The organism is Campylobacter concisus (genome assembly GCF_003048835.2).
Lineage (GTDB): Bacteria > Campylobacterota > Campylobacteria > Campylobacterales > Campylobacteraceae > Campylobacter_A > Campylobacter_A concisus_D.
In genome coordinates, this window is the sequence record NZ_CP060705.1 from 104,407 (window position 1) to 126,187 (window position 21,781).

Annotated in this window: 21 protein-coding genes; 5 read left to right on the forward strand and 16 right to left on the reverse strand. The window is 37.7% G+C overall.

The genetic code is table 11. The annotated features are described in order from the left end of the window. Positions 1 to 7 precede the first annotated feature (7 nt). From CVT08_RS00570 to mqnP, 14 genes are all read right to left on the reverse strand, one after another. Entirely contained in the window at positions 8 to 790 is a 783-nt protein-coding gene (locus tag CVT08_RS00570; RefSeq protein ID WP_107855937.1) for a hypothetical protein, read from the reverse strand. Then, entirely contained in the window at positions 784 to 1,725 is a 942-nt protein-coding gene (locus CVT08_RS00575) for a helix-turn-helix domain-containing protein (protein ID WP_107855936.1), read from the reverse strand. The genes CVT08_RS00570 and CVT08_RS00575 overlap by 7 nt, the downstream gene beginning before the upstream one ends. Then, positions 1,718 to 2,398, reverse strand: coding sequence for a 23S rRNA (guanosine(2251)-2'-O)-methyltransferase RlmB (gene rlmB, locus CVT08_RS00580; protein ID WP_035142763.1), 681 nt, complete (start codon positions 2,396 to 2,398; stop codon positions 1,718 to 1,720). The genes CVT08_RS00575 and rlmB overlap by 8 nt, the downstream gene beginning before the upstream one ends. A gap of 100 nt (positions 2,399 to 2,498) precedes the next feature. Beyond that, complete coding sequence (rsmI, locus tag CVT08_RS00585) at positions 2,499 to 3,314, reverse strand: 16S rRNA (cytidine(1402)-2'-O)-methyltransferase (protein ID WP_107855935.1); 816 nt, start codon at positions 3,312 to 3,314, stop codon at positions 2,499 to 2,501. A 3-nt stretch (positions 3,315 to 3,317) separates the two neighbouring features. Further along, positions 3,318 to 3,518 (reverse strand): 50S ribosomal protein L31, encoded by a 201-nt coding sequence (gene rpmE, locus CVT08_RS00590; protein ID WP_009295018.1) that lies wholly within the window; start codon positions 3,516 to 3,518, stop codon positions 3,318 to 3,320. 81 nt (positions 3,519 to 3,599) lie between these two features. Then, the gene (locus CVT08_RS00595) at positions 3,600 to 4,256 is read right to left on the reverse strand and encodes a 16S rRNA (uracil(1498)-N(3))-methyltransferase (protein WP_107855934.1); all 657 of its coding nucleotides are present in this window, start codon (positions 4,254 to 4,256) and stop codon (positions 3,600 to 3,602) included. Continuing rightward, positions 4,257 to 4,658, reverse strand: a complete 402-nt coding sequence (locus CVT08_RS00600) for a hypothetical protein (protein WP_107855933.1) — start codon at positions 4,656 to 4,658, stop codon at positions 4,257 to 4,259. Further along, positions 4,655 to 4,858, reverse strand: coding sequence for a hypothetical protein (locus CVT08_RS00605; RefSeq protein WP_004318036.1), 204 nt, complete (start codon positions 4,856 to 4,858; stop codon positions 4,655 to 4,657). Before CVT08_RS00605 ends, CVT08_RS00600 begins: the two co-directional genes overlap by 4 nt. Next, positions 4,858 to 5,439: a 6-pyruvoyl trahydropterin synthase family protein gene (locus CVT08_RS00610; RefSeq protein WP_107855983.1), complete on the reverse strand. Its 582-nt coding sequence runs from the start codon at positions 5,437 to 5,439 to the stop codon at positions 4,858 to 4,860. Before CVT08_RS00610 ends, CVT08_RS00605 begins: the two co-directional genes overlap by 1 nt. After that, entirely contained in the window at positions 5,439 to 6,194 is a 756-nt protein-coding gene (locus CVT08_RS00615) for a 7-carboxy-7-deazaguanine synthase QueE (protein WP_107855932.1), read from the reverse strand. Before CVT08_RS00615 ends, CVT08_RS00610 begins: the two co-directional genes overlap by 1 nt. Continuing rightward, entirely contained in the window at positions 6,194 to 7,162 is a 969-nt protein-coding gene (gene moaA / locus CVT08_RS00620) for a GTP 3',8-cyclase MoaA (protein WP_012001065.1), read from the reverse strand. Before moaA ends, CVT08_RS00615 begins: the two co-directional genes overlap by 1 nt. Positions 7,163 to 7,297: 135 nt before the next feature. Further along, the gene (locus CVT08_RS00625; protein WP_103607326.1) at positions 7,298 to 7,804 is read right to left on the reverse strand and encodes a DUF6115 domain-containing protein; all 507 of its coding nucleotides are present in this window, start codon (positions 7,802 to 7,804) and stop codon (positions 7,298 to 7,300) included. A 9-nt stretch (positions 7,805 to 7,813) separates the two neighbouring features. Next, entirely contained in the window at positions 7,814 to 8,335 is a 522-nt protein-coding gene (locus CVT08_RS00630; RefSeq protein ID WP_107855931.1) for a hypothetical protein, read from the reverse strand. After that, a complete protein-coding gene (gene mqnP, locus CVT08_RS00635; protein ID WP_410369089.1) occupies positions 8,332 to 9,192 on the reverse strand; it encodes a menaquinone biosynthesis prenyltransferase MqnP in 861 nt (286 codons plus the stop codon). The genes CVT08_RS00630 and mqnP overlap by 4 nt, the downstream gene beginning before the upstream one ends. Positions 9,193 to 9,295: 103 nt before the next feature. Here mqnP and CVT08_RS00640 point away from each other — a divergent pair, with 103 nt between their 5' ends. Then, positions 9,296 to 10,510 (forward strand): FAD-dependent oxidoreductase, encoded by a 1,215-nt coding sequence (locus CVT08_RS00640; RefSeq protein ID WP_107855929.1) that lies wholly within the window; start codon positions 9,296 to 9,298, stop codon positions 10,508 to 10,510. Positions 10,511 to 10,512: 2 nt separating this feature from the next. Further along, entirely contained in the window at positions 10,513 to 11,388 is an 876-nt protein-coding gene (miaA, locus tag CVT08_RS00645) for a tRNA (adenosine(37)-N6)-dimethylallyltransferase MiaA (protein WP_107855928.1), read from the forward strand. 74 nt (positions 11,389 to 11,462) lie between these two features. Here the strand turns inward: miaA and CVT08_RS00650 are convergent, their stop codons facing one another. Together CVT08_RS00650 and CVT08_RS00655 are read right to left on the reverse strand one after the other, a co-directional pair. Beyond that, a complete protein-coding gene (locus CVT08_RS00650) occupies positions 11,463 to 12,455 on the reverse strand; it encodes an iron-sulfur cluster assembly scaffold protein NifU (RefSeq protein ID WP_004318029.1) in 993 nt (330 codons plus the stop codon). Positions 12,456 to 12,471: 16 nt separating this feature from the next. Beyond that, positions 12,472 to 13,662, reverse strand: a complete 1,191-nt coding sequence (locus CVT08_RS00655; RefSeq protein WP_107855927.1) for a NifS family cysteine desulfurase — start codon at positions 13,660 to 13,662, stop codon at positions 12,472 to 12,474. A 317-nt stretch (positions 13,663 to 13,979) separates the two neighbouring features. Between CVT08_RS00655 and CVT08_RS00660 the strand changes: the two genes are divergently transcribed. From CVT08_RS00660 to CVT08_RS00670, 3 genes are read left to right on the forward strand one after another with little or no spacing between them, the layout of a single operon-like run. Then, positions 13,980 to 14,636, forward strand: coding sequence for a tRNA 2-selenouridine synthase (locus CVT08_RS00660; protein ID WP_107855926.1), 657 nt, complete (start codon positions 13,980 to 13,982; stop codon positions 14,634 to 14,636). Then, complete coding sequence (locus CVT08_RS00665) at positions 14,636 to 18,016, forward strand: hypothetical protein (RefSeq protein WP_107855925.1); 3,381 nt, start codon at positions 14,636 to 14,638, stop codon at positions 18,014 to 18,016. Before CVT08_RS00660 ends, CVT08_RS00665 begins: the two co-directional genes overlap by 1 nt. Before the next feature lies 1 nt (position 18,017). Next, positions 18,018 to 21,779 (forward strand): hypothetical protein, encoded by a 3,762-nt coding sequence (locus CVT08_RS00670; protein ID WP_107855924.1) that lies wholly within the window; start codon positions 18,018 to 18,020, stop codon positions 21,777 to 21,779. The last annotated feature ends 2 nt before the right edge of the window (positions 21,780 to 21,781 follow it).

The following is a 21,781-nucleotide window of genomic DNA, read 5'->3' on the forward strand; positions in this document are numbered from 1 at the left end:
TTTGCTCCTATTTTATAAGCTTGATAATTATCTCGTTTTTAATATTAGTTATGTCGTTATTGTCGCTAATTAACGCATATTTTGCGTCGTTAGCTAAATTTATGGTGTAGTTAGTTTTTATCTCGTTTTCTCTTTTTAGATCGATTTGGTTTAAGTTTTTATCATAAATTCTAACAAGCGGCGCCCATTTGTTTGGCTCGTTTGAGATGATATTTAGGCTGCTTGCGCCTGCTACATCTACGATATAGACACCGCCACTTTTTACAAGCGGGGTCTCTTCGTTAAAATTTACTTTTGAGGCATTTAGGCTCATACTTTTAGCGTCCAAATAAAGCGCTAAATTTCCATCAACTCTATCAAATCCCATGATCTTAAAGCCGCTTTTACTAAGCGTGAAATTTAGCAAATTTGGATCTATGCCACCACTTTTTAGAGCTAAAATCCCATAAGAAATTTCATTGCCATTTTTTAGAGAATTTACTCTTGCCACGCTTATGTTTGCATCTTCAAGAGCTAAATTTATCGATTTTACAAATAGTGCTGAGGGGACTTTTTGCGTGCTTATAAATTTTAAATTTAAGCTATTTGAGCTAAAAGAGAGAGCATCATAGTTTGAGCTTTGCTTTAGCCTTGAGACTAGCTCGCCAACGTTTAGCGAGCTGTTAGTGTCTAAATTTTCTAAAGAAATTTGCAGATCTTTTCCGCTGCTTAGTGCGTTTGCGCTGCTATTTAGATCAAAAGCGTATGAAAAAACGCTAAAAAGAAGAAATATGGCTAGTTTTTTTACCAAGATTTGCCCTTATTCATCTCGACAAACTCGTCATAAGTTAAAAATTTCATATCACCATTTTCTACTAAAAATCTAGCTGGACGGCTTGGGTTATATTTTGTTACTTTATCGCCGATCTTAAGCTCGATGTTGCCATTTCCGCAAACGACTAGCTGTCTTTGGTCTAAATTTATATTGACACTTTTGCTTGTATCGCTTGATGTTTTTTGGCCATTTTCAAGGTTTATGATGCCTATCCAAACGCGTTGTTTTGGTGTGATGATCGCCTCATTTAGCGGCTTTGTCACGTTTTGCTCTACTTTTGGAGCTGGCTGGGCTGCCATGCTAGGTTTTAGGGTATTTTGATCAACGCTAGCGGGACTTACAGTCACGTTTTGCTCAGCTGGAGCTGAAATTTTCACGCTTGAAGCGTTTGCATCGATCTTTGGAGTGTTTTGAGAGATCGTTACGTTTGTGTCGATTATATTTTTCTTCACTTCATTGACGATGCTTGATTGCGAGTAGCTCACGCTTGTGTTGTCTTCATTTAAGCTTGCTATGAAATTTTGGACGTATTTGTAAGCGTCAAAGTAGTAAGCGCCGCCAGCGATGATAGCTAAAATGATGATCCAGAAGAAAAATCCAGCCCCACCGCCGCTACTTTGCCTTTGGATCGAGATATCTTCAGGTGTGTAAGAAGAAATTTTTGGGCTAACTTTTGTTTTTTTGCTCTCATCAGGCATATTTTCTTGCATGAAAGCGTCGTATTCAGCGAGAAGTTCGCTAAGATCTACGCCATACTCACGCTGTAAAATTTTAGCGTAGCCTCTGATGTTTAAGCGTGATAATTTTTCAAAATTTTTGTCAAAAATGTATTGTAAAAATGTCGGTTCAATGTGCGTCTTGCGCGAAATTTCCTTTATGCCTATCTCTTTTAAATTTTCTAATTCATTCATCTATCATCCTATCACAAATTATCGCAAAAGCTGCACTTACATTTAGGGAGTCCCAGCCGTCTTTTAGCTTGATACCGACGCACTCATCGCACTTTGCTAGAGCTTTTTGCGGTATGCCTTCGCCCTCTGAGCCCATCACCAAAGCCCTTTTGCCAGCAAATTTCATCTCTTTTATATTTTTGCCGTTGCTTGCCGTCGCGTAGAGCCTAAAACCACACTGTTTTAGCTCGTTTAGCAGGCTAAGTCCGTCTTCAAAGATCGCTATTGGTATCTCGTAAGCAGCACCGCTACTTGACCTTAAAACACCTTGCATATTTACACTTTTTGTAACGATGACAAGTCCTTCGCAGCCTAGAGCATAAGCACTTCTAGCGATGGCGCCGATATTTCCGACGTCACTTATGCCATAAAGCACGGCGATGAAATTTAGCTTTTTTAGCTCGCTAATGTCTGAAAACTCAAACTCACTAACGCTTGCTAAAAAGCCTTGGTGATTGCCGCCATGCGCCATCGACTGCGCTTTTTGATTATCCACGCGGATGATCTTCTTGCCAGTGCCACAAATTTTAGAGAAGAGTTTTTTATCACACTCTTTTGAGAGATAGATCTCTTCTAAGATCTGTGGGCGCTTGTTCAAAATATGTAAAAATAGCTGTTTTCCGTATATTATCATGGTTGCTTATGGTAGCTAAAGTCAAGTAAAATTTAACTTATTTTGCTTCTAAATTTGAGTGAATTTTTGAAACTTTTTGGAGAAATTTGAGCTTTTAAATTTATGCTTTTATTAGCTCGTCGTAGATCTTTTTGACGTCCTTGCCAGTTATTTTGCTAAGCAGTTTTGCCTTTGCTTTTGGGGCTATATCAAGCGAGATGATCTCATCTTTTGTGATATTTTGAGTGGCTATATTTGCGCTTTTTGAGATGACCACCGCCCACTCGCCGTTTAAATTTGCTTTTTCTAAAATTTGGGCTAAATTTTTGGCTCTATCCTTAAATTTGGTCTCAAATTTTTTGGTGGCCTCTTTTATGGCAAAAATTTCTCTTTCTGGCTCTAAATTTGCAATGCTTTGCACTAAGCTTAATATGCGTTTTGGGCTTTCATAGATCACAGCTGGATAGGCTAAATTTAAAGCATTTTGTATAGCTAAAGCCCTCTCTCTACCGGTATTTGGTAAAAAGCCTAAAAAAACAAACTCTTTATCACAAAGTCCGCTGGCTACCACGCTTAAAAGTGCAGCATTTGCTCCACTTAAAATTTCGTATTTGATATCATTTTTTTGAGCGTATCTTACTAGGCTAACGCCTGGATCGCTTATACCTGGCATGCCAGCATCGCTCATATAAGCTATATTTTTGCTCCAAATTTCATCATTTAAATTTGCGAAAAATTCATCTTCGTTGTGGGTGTGAAGCGGGATAAAATTTGAGATATTTATATTTGCGTCAAAGCGTTCGTTTAGCAGATTTACAAGGCTTTTGCAAACTCTTGTATCTTCGCAGATAGCTATCTCGCATTCACGCAAAATTTTGATCGCGCGAAGCGAGATATCTTCTAAATTTCCTATTGGAGTAGGAACAAAGTAGAGCAAGGCTTATTTTTGAGCGTATTTTTTCTTAAATTTCTCAACACGGCCAGCGCTATCAACTATTTTTTCGCTGCCAGTGAAAAATGGGTGGCACTTGTCGCAAATGTCAATTCTGATTTCGCTTTTGTTTGACTTTGTCTTAAAAGTGTTGCCACACGCGCAAGTTACGGTGCAATCTACATACTCTGGATGGATCTCTTTTTTCATCATCTTTCCTTTATTATTTTGGGCTATTTGTTACCTTAAAAGTTGCTGATTATATAAAAACTAATCTAAAAATCAAATAAATCAGGCAAGAAATTTTGCCGCCACAGATATGACTGCGGTCTGTGATCTTAAGATATTTTTTGTATTTAGTCCGTAGATATTTTTAAATTTAGCCGTCTCATCCTCGCTAAATCCGCCCTCTGGACCGATCATTAATATCTCATCATCTCTTTTTTCACTTAAATTTTTACCGCCAAAATTTATCGCTGAGACGTTTTTATAAACGCTCATTAGCTCGTCTAAATTTTTGTAAATTTCAAACTCCATTAGCGACGTTCTCCCGCACTGCTCGCATGAAAGTGCGTTTATGTAGTTTAGCTTTTCAAGGTCGATCTTGAAATTTGCCTGAGAAAATTTAGTATAGACAAAGGCGATCTTGCCAACGCCAAGCTCATTTAAAAATGGCAGCGCCTTTTCGATCGTCTTTGGATCAACAACCGCCCAAGCAATGGTAAAGTCAAATTTATGCTCGCAGTTTAGGCTGGCAAAAACAAGGCTTAAATTCGCACTTCTGCGCTCTATCTCATCGATCTCGTAGATGTACTCTTTGCCGTCGCGTAAATTTCTAACACTTATGCGCTCACCTGTCTCAACCCTTCTAGCTTTTAGGTGCAAAAACGCATCATTTACTATCTTTAAGCGCTCTTCGCCAGCGTTTTTATCATATAAAAATTTCATCTAAATTCCTGCAATGATGATCAAAATAATGTCACAAATGCCTTTAACAAGGGCAAATTTTTTAAATTTCTCTAGCTCGCCAGCAATGGCATATCTTTTTAGCCTTTTATATCCAACTGCGCTAAGTGCGATCAAAACTATCAAGATAAGAAGCATTTTTATGGCGTTAAATTTTGGCTCGTAGTTATAATATGCCCATAAAATAAGCCCAGTTAGCACCAAAAAGCTAAGTAGCATATGATAAATAGGCAAAAAATATCTTATGCGAAGCACGTAGTTTTTGCTTCTCACTCCAAACTGAGTAAGCGCTAGATAAAGTACCGCCAAGGCAAGAAGTGCGTAAAAAAATGTCACGTGAAATGGCAAAGTATAAGCGTAGAGCGAGGCTAAATGTTCGTTCATTTCTTATCTTTAGGAGGCTCGTTTTCTTCGACTACTGGCTCAGGTGGCAGCTGCTCGTCGATAGTTACATTCGCATCAGGCTGAGCTATCGTAACATCACTTGGTACTGGCTCACTAACGTCACTTTTGGCCTCTTCTTTATCTCCACATCCCAAAAATACGCCAGCTATAAGCAAAAAAGAGGTTATAAATTTTTTCATTAAACGTCCTTTGGATTTTCTATTTTTATCTTATTTATCATCTTTTCAAGCAAATTTTTATCTTCCCACTCGTCTATAATGGCCTCAGAAAATTTGATATCGCTAAGCCTTATCTCGCCCATTTGTGGGTTTGTCGCGTCCTCTTTGAAGCACTGCGCATAGCCAGTATCAGTCTCATGCACGATGACACTGTGAAGCTTCACTTCGCGCTCGCCGTTGTTCATCACGCTAAGCTCAAGTATCCGCTCGATCATCACAAAAAATATACGGCAAAACTGCTCTGCGCTGGGATTTAGTGGGATATCTATCCACCTTGCAGAGTGCCTTTTAAGGTCGTTTTTGTATTCGTCGCTATCGCCTGAAAATATGGTCGTGGCGTGATCAAAGCTATCGATGATCGTCTTTATGTTTTGCTTCATCAGCCCAAAGTCATAGACCATGCCAGCGTTGTCTAAGAAATTTGAGCTAAGTAAAATTTCTGCCACGTAACTATGGCCGTGGATGCTTGTTCTGCAGCGCTTTGAGCTACAAAATCTCACGATATGCGCATTTTCAAATCTAAAAAGTTTTCTAATAATCATCAAACACCCTCTTTATCGCTCCAAAGCCTGATGTGGATACGATCTGAATAGTTAAACCCATGCTTTATGGCAAATTGCGCTGTTTTTAGAGCATTTTTGCCTAGCTCGTTCTCATTTGCACCCATCGCCATGCACCAAACTGGCAAATTTGTTCTATTTTTTATATCTAAAATTTCCTCCAGCTCACTTTCGTCAAAGCGCGAGAGGACAAATTTTAAAAAGCTACTTTTTGCGTTATTTTTGATAGCTAAAATAGCATCTAAATTTATGCGTTTTTGCTCGCCAACTCCGCTATTTGCTAGCTTTACGCCAAGTGCAAAATGGCAGTTTTTATAAATTTCAAATTTATCAAAATCAACCAAGATCGTGCCATTTGTCTCAAAATGCACCTCGTAATTTATAAGCAAATTTCTTACCAAATTTATGAAATTTTCATTTTGATGCCAGATGAGTGGCTCGCCGCCTGTTAAAACGATGATCGGCTTTTGTTCTAAGCCTTTGCTAAAGCTATCAACTATGCTTAAAATTTGATCTGCGCTGTGTTTTTTGTGGTGAAAATGCCCTTTAAAAACGGCTCTTATGCTATCACAGCCCAAAAGCTCTTCGCCTGTTTTTAAAGATCTTGTCTTTACGCCAAAGCCAGAGCAGTTTAGGTTGCAGCCCAAAAAGCGTAAAAATATAGCGAGTCTTCCCTGATAAGCGCCCTCGCCTTGGATGCTTAAAAATGCTTCAACTAGTTCTAGCTCTTTGCTCATCAACCACCAGTTTGGTAAAAGGCCCTTGAAGAGGTTTCGTTTTCAGCTCCTAGCGCCCATTTGTTCTCTTTTGGCTTGTTGGCAAGCACTTGTCTTAAAATTTCGCTTGCTGCGACGATGTCGCCATTTGCAACTGCTTTTTTGATGCTTAGTGCATCTTCAAAGTAAAGGCAAGGTATCAAAAGGCCCTCAGCGCTTAGTCTGATGCGGTTGCAACTCTCGCAAAAGTCGTGTTTGTGAGGGTCAATAATGCCAAATTTATAGCCGTCATCAAGTCTGTAAATAGACGCAGGCGCGTTTGGCAGTTTTTCATCTTTTGTGACATTATATTTTTGCGAGATGATCTTTAAAATTTCATCGCTTTTTAGCCCTTTTAGATCCTCTTTGGCATGCGAATTTTCCATATATTCGATAAATCTGATCTGAGAGTTCCTAAATTTAGCAAACTCAAGCAAATTTACTAGCTCATCGTCGTTAAAGCCTTTTAGCGCGACGGTGTTTATCTTGACTTTTAACCCAGCGTCAAGTGCTGCCTCAAAGCCAGCTAAAACCTCGTGTAGGACGCTTTTTTGAGCGATAAATTTAGCCTTTTGCTCATTTAGCGTATCAAGCGACATATTTATGCGCTTTAGACCAGCATCTTTTAGCCTTTTGGCAAAGTGTGGCAGCATAAAGCCATTTGTCGTAAGCGCTAGATCGATGTCTGGCTTATAATCGCTTATCATCTTTATAAAGACGTCCAGATCCTTGCGCACGAGTGGCTCACCGCCTGTGATCCTGATCTTTTTCACACCCTCGTCGATAGCTACTTTTACAAATAAAAATAGCTCTTCAAATGTTAGTAAATTCTCTTTTGGCGTCCAACTAAATGGTGTCGTAGGCATGCAATATCTACATCTAAAATTACAACGCTGCGTCACGGAAATTCTTAAATAATCAACAACCCGACCATATTTATCTATTAGCATAAAGCACCTTTTTTAAGCTTGGTTAGAGCTTTTTTAATTTTCAATTATAGGTTAAAAGATTTAAATTTAAATAAAAATTTAAGCTAATTTTTGCAGTTTAAGAGTAGTTTTGTCTTTTAAAATTAGCCTATAAATTTAGGCTAATTTATGAAATTTAAGCACAAACTCAACTCGCCCCATACCCACGTGAAGGTCTTTAGCGATCATGGCTGCGCTCTTTCCGTCCTTAAACATCTTTAGAATTTGCTCTTCTTCGTTGATAACGCTTGGGGCGATTTTATTGATATCTCTTGTTCGCTCCTCAAGGTTAAACATCCTATCTTTTTGCTCGTTTGCAAAGTCATCGATCACTCGCTCGATGCTCTTTATAGCGCGGATTATCGGCACAATTTTTTCGTTTATCTGCTCGTTTATCTGCTCTTTTAGCTCATCTTTTACATCTTTTAGCTGCTCGTCATCATCAGGCTTAAAGCTCGCAAGTGCGACTAGCTGCTTTTTGAGATTGTAGTTTTCTTGCATGGCGCTCTCTATGGCACGCTCATACCTTGCAAATTTCTTATTTGTCTCGCTATCTTTTATAAATATCAAAGCTATTATTATCGCCAAAACGATACCAAAACCTAAAAAAATGTAAATTTCCATATTTTTCCTTTACGAATTCGCTCTAAGCTCTCTTATCATCACACGCTCTCTAGCCGTCACATAAGCGTTCCAGTCGGCCTCATCCTCTTCGTGCATGTTCTCTATCTTTGCTAGCCTCTCATCCTGCGCCCTTAGATAAAGGCTCAAATTTCTCTTTGGAAAGATAGGCATCGCGATCCTTGCGTAGTAAATTTCATCTTTTTGAAATTTATCTTCGCTTATTTTTATATGCGTAAAGCCGATCTCGTCGATATCTGCGCTCTCACTTAGTGGCAAATACTGCTTGTGCTCGTTTTTTATATAATCACTAAGCGCATCGATCTTTCTATGAAGCTCGATGACAAGCGTTAGCAAGACTTGGTCGCTCTCTTTGGTCTCGCCGCGTGATTTTGCTCGCTTTAGCCACGCTCCAAGTGCATCTTCATCGCCTGGCAAGATAGAGTTAAATTCTCTTAAAAATTTCTCGTCCCCCGAGCTATCACGCTCATAAACCATGCTAAGAGGCGCTTTAAAAAGCCTTACTTCGCTCATAATACACTTATCCAAACAAAGATGAAAAATAAAATTCCCAAGTAGCCATTTAGTGTGAAAAACGCCCGATCTATCTTGCTAAAGTCGCGCCTTACGATCCTATGCTCGAAAAATAATATCACGCCACTTACCACAATGCCAAAAAACGCCATCGCTCCAAGTCCAGCCGCCCAAGCAAAAAGCAGCCAAAGTATAAAGGCTAGAGCGTGGAAAATGGCTGATAAAAAGAGCGTAGCCTTGTCGCCATATATCGCTGGTATGCTAAAGAGCTTGTTTTCTTGGTCAAATTTCATATCTTGAAGTGAATAAAGCAGGTCAAATCCAGCCACCCAAAATGTCACACCAAGGCAAAGTAGCACGCTCCAAAGCGGTATGGCAGCGCTCACTGCGACCACGCCAGCGATAGGAGCAAGTCCAAGACTAAGGCCTAGCACCAAGTGCGCTAGCTCGCTAAATCGCTTAAACAGCGAATATCCGCCAAGAATAGCAAGGATAGGGAAGCTCAGCCAAAATGCGAGCGAATTTACAAAATAGGCGCAGATGATAAAGATAAGCGCGTTTGCTGCGATGAAAAGCTGCATATTGCCCTTGCCGATGCGCCCATCTACGCTTGGACGGCTTGCAGTACGTGGGTTTAGCTTGTCGATGTCCTCGTCTTGGTATCTGTTAAACGCCATGGCGAAATTTCTAGCGCTAACCGCGCAAATAGTGCCTAAAATAAGCAGTTTAAAGCCAAACCAAGCTGAGCCGTTTTCTATCTTGCTCGCAACTATCATCGCCACAAAGATAAATGGCAGGGCAAAAACCGAATGCTTAAAAACGATGAGTTCTGCGATATCTTTTAGCTTTTTGATCATATAAATTTCCATGTTTTTTAAAAAGTGTCTGATTTTACACCATTTTGCTTTAAATCTAAATTTATATTATCATTGCGAGAGTAATTTAAAATGAAGGGTTATGATGAGTAAAATAGCGATTATCGGAGATAGTTTTAGTGCGTTATTTACGGCACTTGAGCTAGCTAAAAAGAATGAGGGAATTTTAGTTATTAGTAGCCAAAAAGATGAGTTTGAGAGCGGAATTTTAACCCCATTTAACACCCCAGCTCTCGCAAGAGATGGAGCGGTATCTAGCTCGTTTTTGGGACTAGTTAGTAAAAAAAGCGAGCTTGATATAGCGCTTTGCCTAAATGAAAACTTTAGAGCTTGGATAGCGAATTTTACGCTTAAATCAACAAAGGCTCACGACAAAAAGATGAGAATTTTGTTTAAGAAATTTGGACAAAAGAGCTTTGAAATTTTAAAAGAGCTAAACGAAAAATATCCGCAGATAAAATTTGATGAGAGTGGTGTTTATCTCATATTTAGCGAGGATGAGAGCTTTAAAAAGAGGCTTGATGAGATGAAAGTCGCTGATAGCGAGCAAGAAATTTTAAGCGTGGATAGCGAGCTAGCAAATTTTGGATTTATAAATAAAAACATAAAAGGTGCGCTAAATTTAGCTAAAAACGCGAGTGCCGATGTTAAAGAGCTACGAAACGCACTTTTTAGCGAGCTAAACGAGCTTGGAGTGCAGTTTATAAATGATGAAATTTATGAGCTAAAAACGCAGGGGCAAGCCGTGCAAAAGGCAGTTGGCAGGGCTGGCGAGTACGAGGCTGATAGCTTTGTCGTGGCGAGTAGAAATTTGGAGCTTTCAAACAAGCTTGGGACAAATTTAAACGCCATTTTGGCTAAATTTTACACGATCGACCTTGTGCTAAGTGAAGATCAGACCCCTAAAAAACCGATCATTTTAAATGATATGTTTGCCAAAATTTATCCAACCAAAAATGGTGTCACGATCATCACAAATTTACAAGTGGGCGCGATCGATACGCTTGTAAAAACAGAAAAGATCAACACATTTTTAAACGAGCTAAAAAGACACCTTGGCATAAGCGAACTAAAAGAGCCTAGTTTTAGGGCAAATTTCGTGCTTCTTAGCTCAAACGACAAGCCAGCGATCGGACGAGATGAGACATATCAAAATTTACTTTATAATCAAGCATACGGACTAAACGAACTAAGCTTTGCACCGCACTTTGCAGGCGTTTTGGCTGATCTTATAAAAGAGGGCAAAAGTAACGAAGATAGCGATGAAATTTTACTTTTTAGCTCACTTTACGAGGGCTAAATTTGTTTAAAGAACTCGCCCTAATTGGCACCACGGCAAGCGGCAAGAGCGATCTAGCCTTTGAGCTAGCAAAGGAATTTAATGGCGTCATCTTAAGCCTTGACTCGCTAGCACTTTATAAAGAGATAGATATCGCTAGCGCAAAGCCAAAGCCTTGGCAACTAGAGGCTGTGAGGCACTTTGGGGTGGATGAAATTTACCCTGATGAGGAATTTAGCGTTGGGGTGTTTTTTGAAATTTATAAAAATGCAAAAGAATTTGCGCTCTCACAAGGCTGTCCGCTCATCATCACAGGAGGCAGTGGCTTTTATCTAAAGGCGATGCTTAGCGGCCTTGCGCCAGACGTGCCAAAATGCGAGATAAATTTAAGCAACGAGGAAATTTACGATCTGGCTTTACAAAACGACCCTGAGTTTGCAGGCAAATTTAGCCAAAACGACTCTTATCGCCTTGAAAAATGGTATCAAATTTATAAATTTAGCGGCCAAATTCCAAGCATTTGGCTAAAGCAAAACACCAAAGAGAGCGTCATAAAAGAGCTTGCGATATTTGAAATTTTGTGGGATAAAGAGGAACTTAGAGCCCGCATAGCAAAGCGAACGAAAAATATGCTAGATGAGGGATTGATAGATGAGGCGAAGTTTTTATTTGAGAAATATAAAAGCGAGCCAAAACCTTTAAAATCGATAGGTCTAAAGGAGTGCAAGCAGTTTTTAGAGGGTGAAATTTCAAAAAGTGAGCTAGAAACGCTCATCGCCACGCATACAGCCCAGCTTGCTAAGCGTCAGAGAACCTTTAACCGATCGCAGTTTGAGAAGAAATTTGTTGGCGACTTGGTGCAGACTAGAAGTGAAATTTTGAAATTTTTAAAAGGTTAAATTTAAATTGTCTAGGTGATAAATTTAATTTAGCAGGGGGGGCGAACAGCTCCAAAAGAAGCCGTTCGATCAATTTATATAGGCATGACCCTGATTTTTGGGCTTAGGCTCTCTTGTAAGACATTTTCTATCGCATAAAGCGTGCCAGTCGAGCCGCTTGAACAGCCTGAGCAAGCGCCAAGATAGCGGATATAAACGTCGATATTTTCGCCGTTATCGTTTCTGATGTCTATGATCTCTAAATTTCCGCCGTCCATCATAAGCATCGGGCGGATCTCTTTATCGATGATCGATTCGATCGCTTTTAGCTGGCCAACCATCGTCATGCTCTCAAAGCTAACGTCGCTAAGCGTGTTGTTTGCTTGAGCATTTGCCTGAGCTTCGAGCCTCTCTTGCTCCATCTCAGCCCTAGTATCGCGTAAGATATCAACCAAATAGTAGTCTTTTTTCTCGTGTCCGCCAGGTCTAACGCATGATTTACAAAATGCCCCTGCTTTGGTGTACTGCGTGATCTCCTCAACCGTGTGAAGGTCGTTTAGTCTTATCACCTCTTTGATCGTGCCAAGGCTCACTCTAGCGCACTCGCAAACGATGATCTCATCTTCAAAGTGCTCTGGGTCTATGCCCTTGTAGCTTGCAGCAGCTGCCTTGATAACGTCATATGCCATGACCGAGCAGTGCATCTTTTGAGGTGGCACAGCTGGAGTATCTGGGTTGTCACGCATAGCTCTTTCTACATCAAGGTTTGTGATCTTAACCGCTTCATCGACCGTTTTGCCGATGCAAAGCTCGGCCATCGTATCAGAGCTAGCTATAGCCGTGCCACAGCCAAAGCTTTTAAATTTAGCGTCAATTATCTTGTCAGTTTTCTCATCAACGAGCCAGTAAAGCCTGACCGCGTCGCCGCAGCTTTCCGCGCCAAAGTCAGCGATGATGAGCTTTGCATTTGCTTTTTTGGCGTCCTCTTCGGTTAGCTCGCCCATGAATTTAGGATTGTTCATCCTATCTTGCACTACCTTTGAGTATTCATCCCAGATAGAGCCGCCGATTAAGTTATTTTTTGCCATGTTTTTCCTTTAAATTTTATAATCCACTCTTATGCCACTCTGGGGCGTACGCGAAGGTGCTTGATATGCTTCTTAGTCTATTTACAGCCTTTGTTATCTGCTCTATCGCGTAGTCGATCTCCTCTTCGGTGTTAAACCTAGAAAGTGAGAGTCTAAGTGCGGTGTGGGCTAGCTCTTTGTCAGCGCCGATAGCCTCCATGATAGGGTTGCTCTCTAGCGTCTCGCTCGCACAGGCAGAGCCAGTAGATGCTGCTATGCCAGCTCTATTTAGGTCCCAAAGCATAGCCTCGCCCTCGACGCCTTTGATAGAGGCTAGGATAGTGTTTGGCACGCGCTGCTCTTTTTTACCAACGACGCTAACGTCAGGAATTTGCAGTAGTGCGTCTTCTAGCTTGTCACGCAAACGGCGAACGTGTGAGTGCTCGTAATCCATAAATTTATTTGCCAGCTCAAGCGCCTTGCCCATGCCAACGATGCCTGGTACGTCAAGCGTGCCGCTTCTGCGTCCGCCCATGTGCTCGCCGCCGTGAAGCAAGCTGCTTAGTGGCATGCTATTTTTTATAAATAACGCGCCAACGCCCTTTGGTCCGTGAAATTTATGAGCTGAAAAGCTTAGAAAATCAATATCTAGGTCTTGAACATCTATCTTTATCTTGCCGACTGCTTGCACGGCGTCAGTGTGAAATAAAGCGCCGTATTCGTGGGCGACTTTGGCAAGCTCTTTTATAGGAAAGATCATGCCAGTTTCGTTGTTTGCGCTCATTATGGCGACAAGTGCGACATTTTCGTCCATGACAGCCCTTAGCTGTTCTGGAGTGACGATACCGTCGCTATTTACGTCTAAAACCGTAAGCTCCACGCCATATTTTTCTAGAAATTTACAAGTTGCTAAAATGGCTGGGTGCTCGACTGCGGTGGTGACGATGCGTTTTTTTTCGCCAGTTGCTATTTTGTCAAAATAGATGCCTTTTACAACCCAGTTGTTGCTCTCGGTTGCGCATGAGGTAACGACGATGTCATCGCTATCTTTTGCGTTTAATCCGGCGTAGAGCTGATCTAGCGCCGTTCTTAGCGCTGGGTGGGTTTCTGAGCCAAATTTGTGAAGTGAGTTTGGGTTGCCGTATTTTTCGCAAAAAAACGGCTTCATAAGTTCAAAAGCTTCTGGATCAACCATCGTTGTAGCGTTATTGTCTAAATATACTCTCAAATTTAAAACCTTAATTCGGATAAAAAATATCCCTTTTATTTTTGATGGGATATTATAACAAAAAAGTTAAAAGCAAGTTTAAAAAATAGCTTTAGTTTTTTCAATATTTGGCTCATTTTGATAGTAAAGTATATTGAAATTCCTTATCAATATTTGGCAGATACGCCATTTGCGAAATTTCGCCTAAAAAAGTCTATTTTACTCTTAATATTAATTCTTTTTCTTAAGGATTGGAAATTTAAACGCGAGATAATTAATGGGATTGTAAATATTGCGACAATAAAATAAGAAAAATAAAATTTCTAAAAGGATATAGGATGAAATTTATAGGCATTATACTTCTACTACTAACAAGCATATTTTTAATAGCCTGCTCTGCAAACCAAGCAAGCAATAAGATAAGTAACTCTGAACTAGAGAATTTAGCTAGTAAATATGGTGGGGTTTATATATTTAATCAAAAATTTGTTGAGGAGATAGAGAAAAGAGAAGCAGAGAGAAAAGCTGTTAATCAACAAATTTTAAGTGAAATATCTCATATATCAAACAAAAGCGAAAGAAATAAAAAGATGAGAGAATTGCTTAAAGAAAGATACTACAATAACAAAAAAATTGAGCAAATTCTATCTAACGGCAAACGATACTACACTATTTGGACAACTTATGAAAACGAAACTGGCAAGAAAGTTAAAATTTCAAAAGAGTTTACGGATAAGATTAAAAATTTTATAGGACTAGAAAATTACAAAAATGCTGGTGCTAGCATTGATATGAGTTATTTTTATATAGACAAAGATAACATAGCAATACCCATTAGGCTAACTTTAAATTTTTATAACATTTCAAAAAGCTATGGATTATATGGAGATGAAGGAAGAGGTATTTCTTTTTCTAAAGAAAGACTTATAAATATAGCAGGAGATAATGTATTTTACTTTGATAGCTCTAAAAACACTTTCGTTAAGGAAAAATAGTGGAAAATAGCAATAACAATCCTAAAAATAAATCTGTAAAACAAATAATCTCTGATATAAAAGACCATGCTGATATGGCTGATGCCTCTTACTCATTTTATGAATTTATAAATAAAAATGAAACGTGGAGTAAGTCTGATGAATTTTATAACTATAAAATACTTAAAAAGCCTAAACCTAAGTGGGTCTATGCTGATGATATTAGGCTTGGTGATAAAGTAGATCAAGAAAATGAAACTGAGACTTCGAGAGCTAATGGTAAAAACATAGGTGACATTACAGCTTATGCCCTTTGTGTAGAAGCTAGATTTATGAAAGATAAAATAGTTCAAAATCCAGAGGCTGAACTAGGTAAAGACAATAGTCCAAAATATGTAGCCATAGATAATGATATAAAAAATTTTATAGCTGTGCCAAAAAACGACCCACAATATATTTTTTACAAACCAACCTCCCTATCTCACCGCACAAAAACATTTGTAAATAGATATGAGTTGATATCTCATCAGCAAAATACCGCAATATCTGGCTTTTCTTACACGATATTTAAGGATACGAAGCCTACTATGAGTAGTGATAAGCCAAGATATATCATAGCATTTAGGGGTACGGAGGTTGGCGGTGCTGAGCTCTTAAAAGACTTGGTGCTTACTGACGTGTTTATAGCTGCATTTGCTGGACTACCTCAGATCATATCGCTCTTTACGATGATAGGCGATATAAAAAAGGCTATCAGAGAGGATAGTGGTAGTGACGAGAAAACGCCCAACTTTAACGTAAGTATATGTGGCCACAGCCTTGGCGGGCATCTATCTCAGGTATGTTGCTTGTTTTATAAGAGTCTAAACGTAGATGAGCTTTATACATATAATGCCCCTGGTATAGGTGGTCTTGTTATCAGTGCTTTGCATTTTGTATTTAGGGTGGTTAGGCTGATAGTTAAGATGATCAAATTTTGCGTACATAAGCTGCTTGATCTTTTTGGATTTACCAGAAAGGTCATAGACAAATGCGTAGATAAGATATATAACGGCTCAAAAAGTACTGACACTCTAATAAGCGAGTGCAAAGAGCACAAAGACGAGCTAGATCCTAACTTGCTAGAGGAGAGTGCTGCTAGCTGCAAAACTATATACAAAGACCGCATACCATTTGAGATACACCACTGCGAGACTATAAAAAATACTGTGACTTGTGAGGAATTTAACATAGGCAATGACTTTAATAGAGCCATAGAGCCTACTGTGTCGGTGATAGCTGATCTAGGGTATAAACTAGGGCTTACTAAAGATGATAGGATAAACTACAAAAATACGCCTAGGCTTCATCTGCTTCATATAGGTCAACTCGATGGTATCTACTATAAAAACTCACACTATATGACTAGTATAATATATGCCATATATCTATATGACTACCTTTTAAAAGAAGATAAAAATTCCAAGAAAAAGGCGCTAAGCGAGGACATATCCTATGCGCTAACGTATCTTGATAAGCTATCTGCCATACTAGTAGACAACATAGAGGGCAATAAATATAAGCTCAGCGATAAAAACGAAAATATAAAAGATGGTAATCAAAACTATATAAGTATCATTTTAGGAGAGCTTTATCATATACTAGAGAGCCTTGGAGATGAGGAGTATCAAGAGATAATAGACAAATACTCTGCCGAAAGCGAAAATAAGCTAAGTAAAGTAACCTTGGTGGATATGCTGATGGATCTGGCAGATAAGCAAATTTATGCAAGGATAATAGACAAAAACGATATGGACGATAGCTCAAATATACCTTTAAATCAGGTAAGATCGCTGCAAAAGATGTATCCACTGGAATTTATACATAATGAAAATGAGCTAATAAAAGATAAAACTGATATCACGAAAGCCTACACCTACGGCTCAAATCTTACAAAGTGCTATTTGTCAAAAGAGAAAGAGAAAGATAGTTTGTTTATAAAGGCTAAGAAGGCTCAGTTTAAAAATGCTATGTTTAGTGATAACTTTACTAGCATTTATATAAGAGACAATGGGGCTAAAGAGAAATTTAGCCTAGATAGATCAAGCTCTACGGCGTTTGCTGACACTGAGAATAAGCAGCTTTATATATTTTTAAACGATAAGGATGTTGTAGACTGCGATGAAATTTATAATAAGATAGAAGATAGGCTAAATATAGAGGACATCAGTTCCTATAAGCCAAATGTCTTTTTAAACTCTATGCCACTAAGCACCGCCACAGAGCAATCAGACTATCCACTATACTTTAAAAATGAAGAGAGCGGGGAGGAGGAAAATTCTAGCTTAAGCTTCACTCATCAGCCAAGGGACGAGGAAAAAGATAAGGGAAGACTAAGTGTTACATATAAAAACTCACAGGCTAGCATACTAAACTACTCACTACTAAATAAAAGTCTAAATATAGACCTAAAGCCAACAAACAAAGAGACCAAAGAGTCGCTTGAAAAGGCAAATGAGAGGATAAATTTAGAAAAGAAAAGTAGTACGCTAAGTGCTGGCGGTACTGCATTTGCTAATCCAATAATAGAAGATGACGTGGTAGTTTGCCCACATGGCGGACATGTGATCTTAAAAAGTAGAGCGGGCAAAAGCATAAGGTCAGATGATCAAGGTGTGATACTTGACATTGACTTTATCAACTCACCGATAGTTGGCTGCTCAGCACATAATCCTTGCACCAAGGTGGCATACGTACCAAGAGCGGCTCTTAGTCTAAAAAGTATGAATAACCACTATGCGGTCATGCAAGACCTAGTGCCAGCGTGCCTAAGCAACACTAGCTCACCGCTAAGATGTATCAAAAAAGAAAATAGGATAAAGCTGGCTCATAGTATAGGTAGCCCAACCTCTGAAAACGATAATGCAGCGGTGGTAAATCCAAATTTAAATAGTGCTCACATAAGACTTCATGTAAAATCAGCCCTTAATCAAGCAGACAACCTTGCTGTTTGCATATATAAGCTAAATGATGTGGAGCATAAAAACCAAGAGGGATTTAAAGAGATGGAGCTAAATTTAGATGAGGGCAGTGACGTAAAAGATAAGAAGCTAAAAGAGTATCTAAACTCTCGCTTTAGAGAGGATAAATTTAGTATCTCGTCATTTAACTTCAAATACTCGCTCATGGATAAAAACTTCATCTTTATAACGCCTAAATATATAGAATCTATTTACAAAAATACAACACTCCCAAAAAGCGGTATAGGATTTTTCCAGTTTGTAGATGATATAAGCGATGAGAGTAATCTTATCTATGTCACACCTAGCAAGGCTAAGACGGTGGATATAAAATTTGCTTGTGGGCTTGATAGCAAATATAATGACGATATAAATACAGCAAAAACAGTAGTGGTGGCTTAATATGCAAAACAACGAAATAAAAATAACCTACTCTTGCGAAGAGACATTAAAAAAGATAAAAGAGTATATGACTGATGCAAAATGTGTAACTCTTTATACATCTAGTTTGAATTCCCTTGAGTCAAATCTCTTTGGTAGTATGGCAAGTTTGATAAACAACGAGATGACAACATTCTTAAATACACGAAGATCAATATTTTCTAAAAAAAATGATGGGGAAATATCTATTGTAACTGACTTTTATATAGATAAAGAGAGCTTTAAAGATAAAAATCTAAGTAGAACAAGAGAATTTAAATATAGAGGCATACCAGTAAAAGTAGTTCATAAAAAGAGTGCAGTTGATAAATTCTTTGTAAATTTAAAGGAAAAGATCGATCCTGTAAAAATTAGAACAGAAAAAATAAAGTATGGTCCAGGAAGAGAAAATCAAGCTAGACCAGCAGAAAATTTTGCTGAAATGTTTGATTTTATAATATCTTATTACAACAAAAGCAAAGATATTTTAAGAGAGTGCTTAAGTACTTTAAAAGACGATCTAATAAATGATGCTAAACCTTTAATGTCTAATGAGGAGTTAAATGAAGCTAAATTTGAAAGAAGTGTCAAAGAGTGTTTTGATGAGCTAGACAAAAATTTAAAAGATCTAAACAAGGATAACGGAGAATTTATCATAAAGCAGTTTGCGCTTTTTGTATTAAGTCTTTTTGATCTTTCAGGCACAAAAGCGGTAGGGAAAAAATTAATCGGATGGGGTACTGTTGCTTGGGAACTTGTTGATTTTTACACTGAAATATACAAGTATGAAGCCAATAAAGCACTTTATGGAGTATCTTTGCCTATACTAAGATTTTTTACATCTAGGTTTGCTTCTATTATAAATACCTTAAATATAAACTCAAATTGCAATGTCTTGGTATTTAAGAATGATAAAAATTCTAAGTCTGGGTTTTTTATAGACTTTACACATTTAAATTTAGACTATGTTCCTTTTCAGATTAACTCAGGTACAAAGGAGATAAACTGCAATGCAGATGAAGGATATAGCGTATATGGATATTTAGATGATGTATCAGTGTTTGAATATACTAAAGATGCCTGCTCTTACGATATCATAAATAAAAACTTAGGATTTGGCTCAAGTGAAGACACTCTTTTTAACAGACTAAAAGAAGAGATAAAAGGGCTAAATGCAAACCTAAATTTCATCTGCGCTTCAAATTTTAATTCCGTAAAACTAGCCAATCTAATATCAGATAAGTCTAACAAAAACAGCAAATCTACAAACGACGAGATGAATAGCAAGGACTTTTCAAATTTAAATAAAAACTATATCGTTCTTTCAAACTCACCTTTTAGATCAAGTGCAGGTCTTAGAGAAGAGGTTGTAAGCAAAAGCTTAGATCAAGAGATAAAAGACGGAATAAATAGATCAAACAATGATAGTGTAGTAAAACAAAAATTTGATGATATAAAGACCTTAGAACCTGTTAAAGACTATAGTCAATATAGTATAGATATAAATAAAGACAACAATAAATCAACTCTTGTCTTAAATTTATCTCCATTTGCAAGGATAGATAAGAGTTATATAGACAATATCGTAGAGAGAAAAAAGGCAAGTGATAAAAAAGCAAACGAAACTTTTTTTGCATATGTACCAGATCAACTAAAAAATGACGAGCTTTATAATGTAAATTTTGTACATGTAAATGCTTATGCCAAACAGCCAAATGATATGGAGAAGATCAAAGAAAATGAAAAAGCATATATGGATAAGGTCACTTTAACCTTTAAAGATATTTTTGAAAAGATAAATAAAAACGTTTTTGAAAGAAGTCTTGACCCAGACTATCCTAGTGTAGATGATATAGTTAATATGAAAAAATACGAAGATGAAATGAATATAGAAGATGCTAAAGAACTTGCAACTAAAATAATCGATCGTATGCCAAGCAATCACTACTCTTTAACAGAAGTGCTCTCTATTGCTGTTGCTTACTTTATAATAACTAAAAGCTACCCAGGAGACCTGGTAAAGAAATCCATTAGTAACGATGGTGAATATATAGAAATAGCAGAAAAAAAGATAAAGGTCATCCATAAAAACGCAACAATAAGACTTGGAGAAAAAGAGCAAGCTTTGTTTTTTTACAAAGATAGTATAAATGCAAATGTTGGTGAATATATTTGCATCGAAGAGCTAAGAGATTATATGGAACACTCAAAAAAAGGTAACGTAGCAAGTGTGGAAGAGCTCTTAAAAGCAAATAGTGACAATAACCATGAAGTCATAGACACTTCTATCTTAGGACTAAAAGAGCAAAAGCAGATAGAAGAGCTACTTGATAAACAAGCAAAAGAGATAGAGGATTGTTGGAAAAAGGACGATGCTATCTTGAAAAAAACTTTAAAAATGCAAGATATCCCCTATGAAACCATAGAAAAAGATATGAAAAAGGAAGCTCCAACACTTATAGTAAAAACTGCTATAGAGGGGTTATTTCCTTTTGCAGAGTACTTTAGCGAAGATGGTCAATCAAAAATTTATAAGTCCATTGGTTCATTTGTATTTGACCCAAATAAAAAAGAGGCAACAGATGAGCTTCTTGATGAGCTTGGTGTATTAAACATCGTAAGACAGCTATTTACTATGAATAATACTGAAAACGTTGATAAATTTATAAAGCATGTAACAAATTCTAAAACAAATGTTGAAATCCTAAGGAAATCAAAAGGAAATCTACTTAAACAGGCTATTAACTCTGTAAAACTTCGTCTTTTAATAGGTCGTTATAACATAAGTATCATCTGGAATAGCATGAGAAGCTTTGCTTTTATGAAACAAACTTATATGTTTGACCTAAAAGATGTCGAAGCTATTAGAAATATGCTAAAAGGATATGGCAAATCACTAGGCAAAGATGTAGGAGTAGCTTTTTTAAAAGGCATGGTAGAACTCTGGAAAACATCCTATGAAAAGCTAGAAGAGAACTATAACGAGATAATGCATACAAGATATACATATAAATTTAATGAAGCATATGCACTAAATAATATCTCATATAAACCTATGTCTATAAAAGAAGCCTATGATAAAAATAGTACAAATACCTATTGCTACTATCCAGTAATGATCTATCAAAACTATATAAGTCTAAATTTAAATAGACTATTTCTAGGAGCTAATATAAGTAGTGGAGGACTAGACTATAACTCATTTATGTACTATGACATAGACCATAAGAAAAACAAACTATCTTTTAACCTAGCTTCTAAACTAGCACTAAATAACCTAAGTGCTTATTTATGTTTAGATGAGCTAAGAGGAGCTGGCAATGAGATAGATGCAAACTACTTTAAATATGCTAGAAGTAGATACACTGAATCTGATGTAGAGATAAGGGAGCTAAATTTGGATGTGAAAGAGGAGAAAGAGATATACAATAATTACAAGGATGGCGCATTGCCAAATAAAGCAGCAGGCAAACCAAAATATCCGATAGATGCCTATCAAGAGGCTGCAAATATTATATATAAGCTTAAACTAGGAATTTTTAACACAAACTATGACAATACTCACCGCAACCTCTCAAGAGATCTAGTAGAAGCTCTTGATATTATTGGCAACAATAACATAAAGGGTATATATGTGGGGTGTAAGATAGATTTAAAAGATAGAGCCAAAGAGAATATCCCTCCTCGTCTAGTAGGTCGTCTAGCCACCACCATAATAATGGAAGATGGTCTATATATAGGATAAGA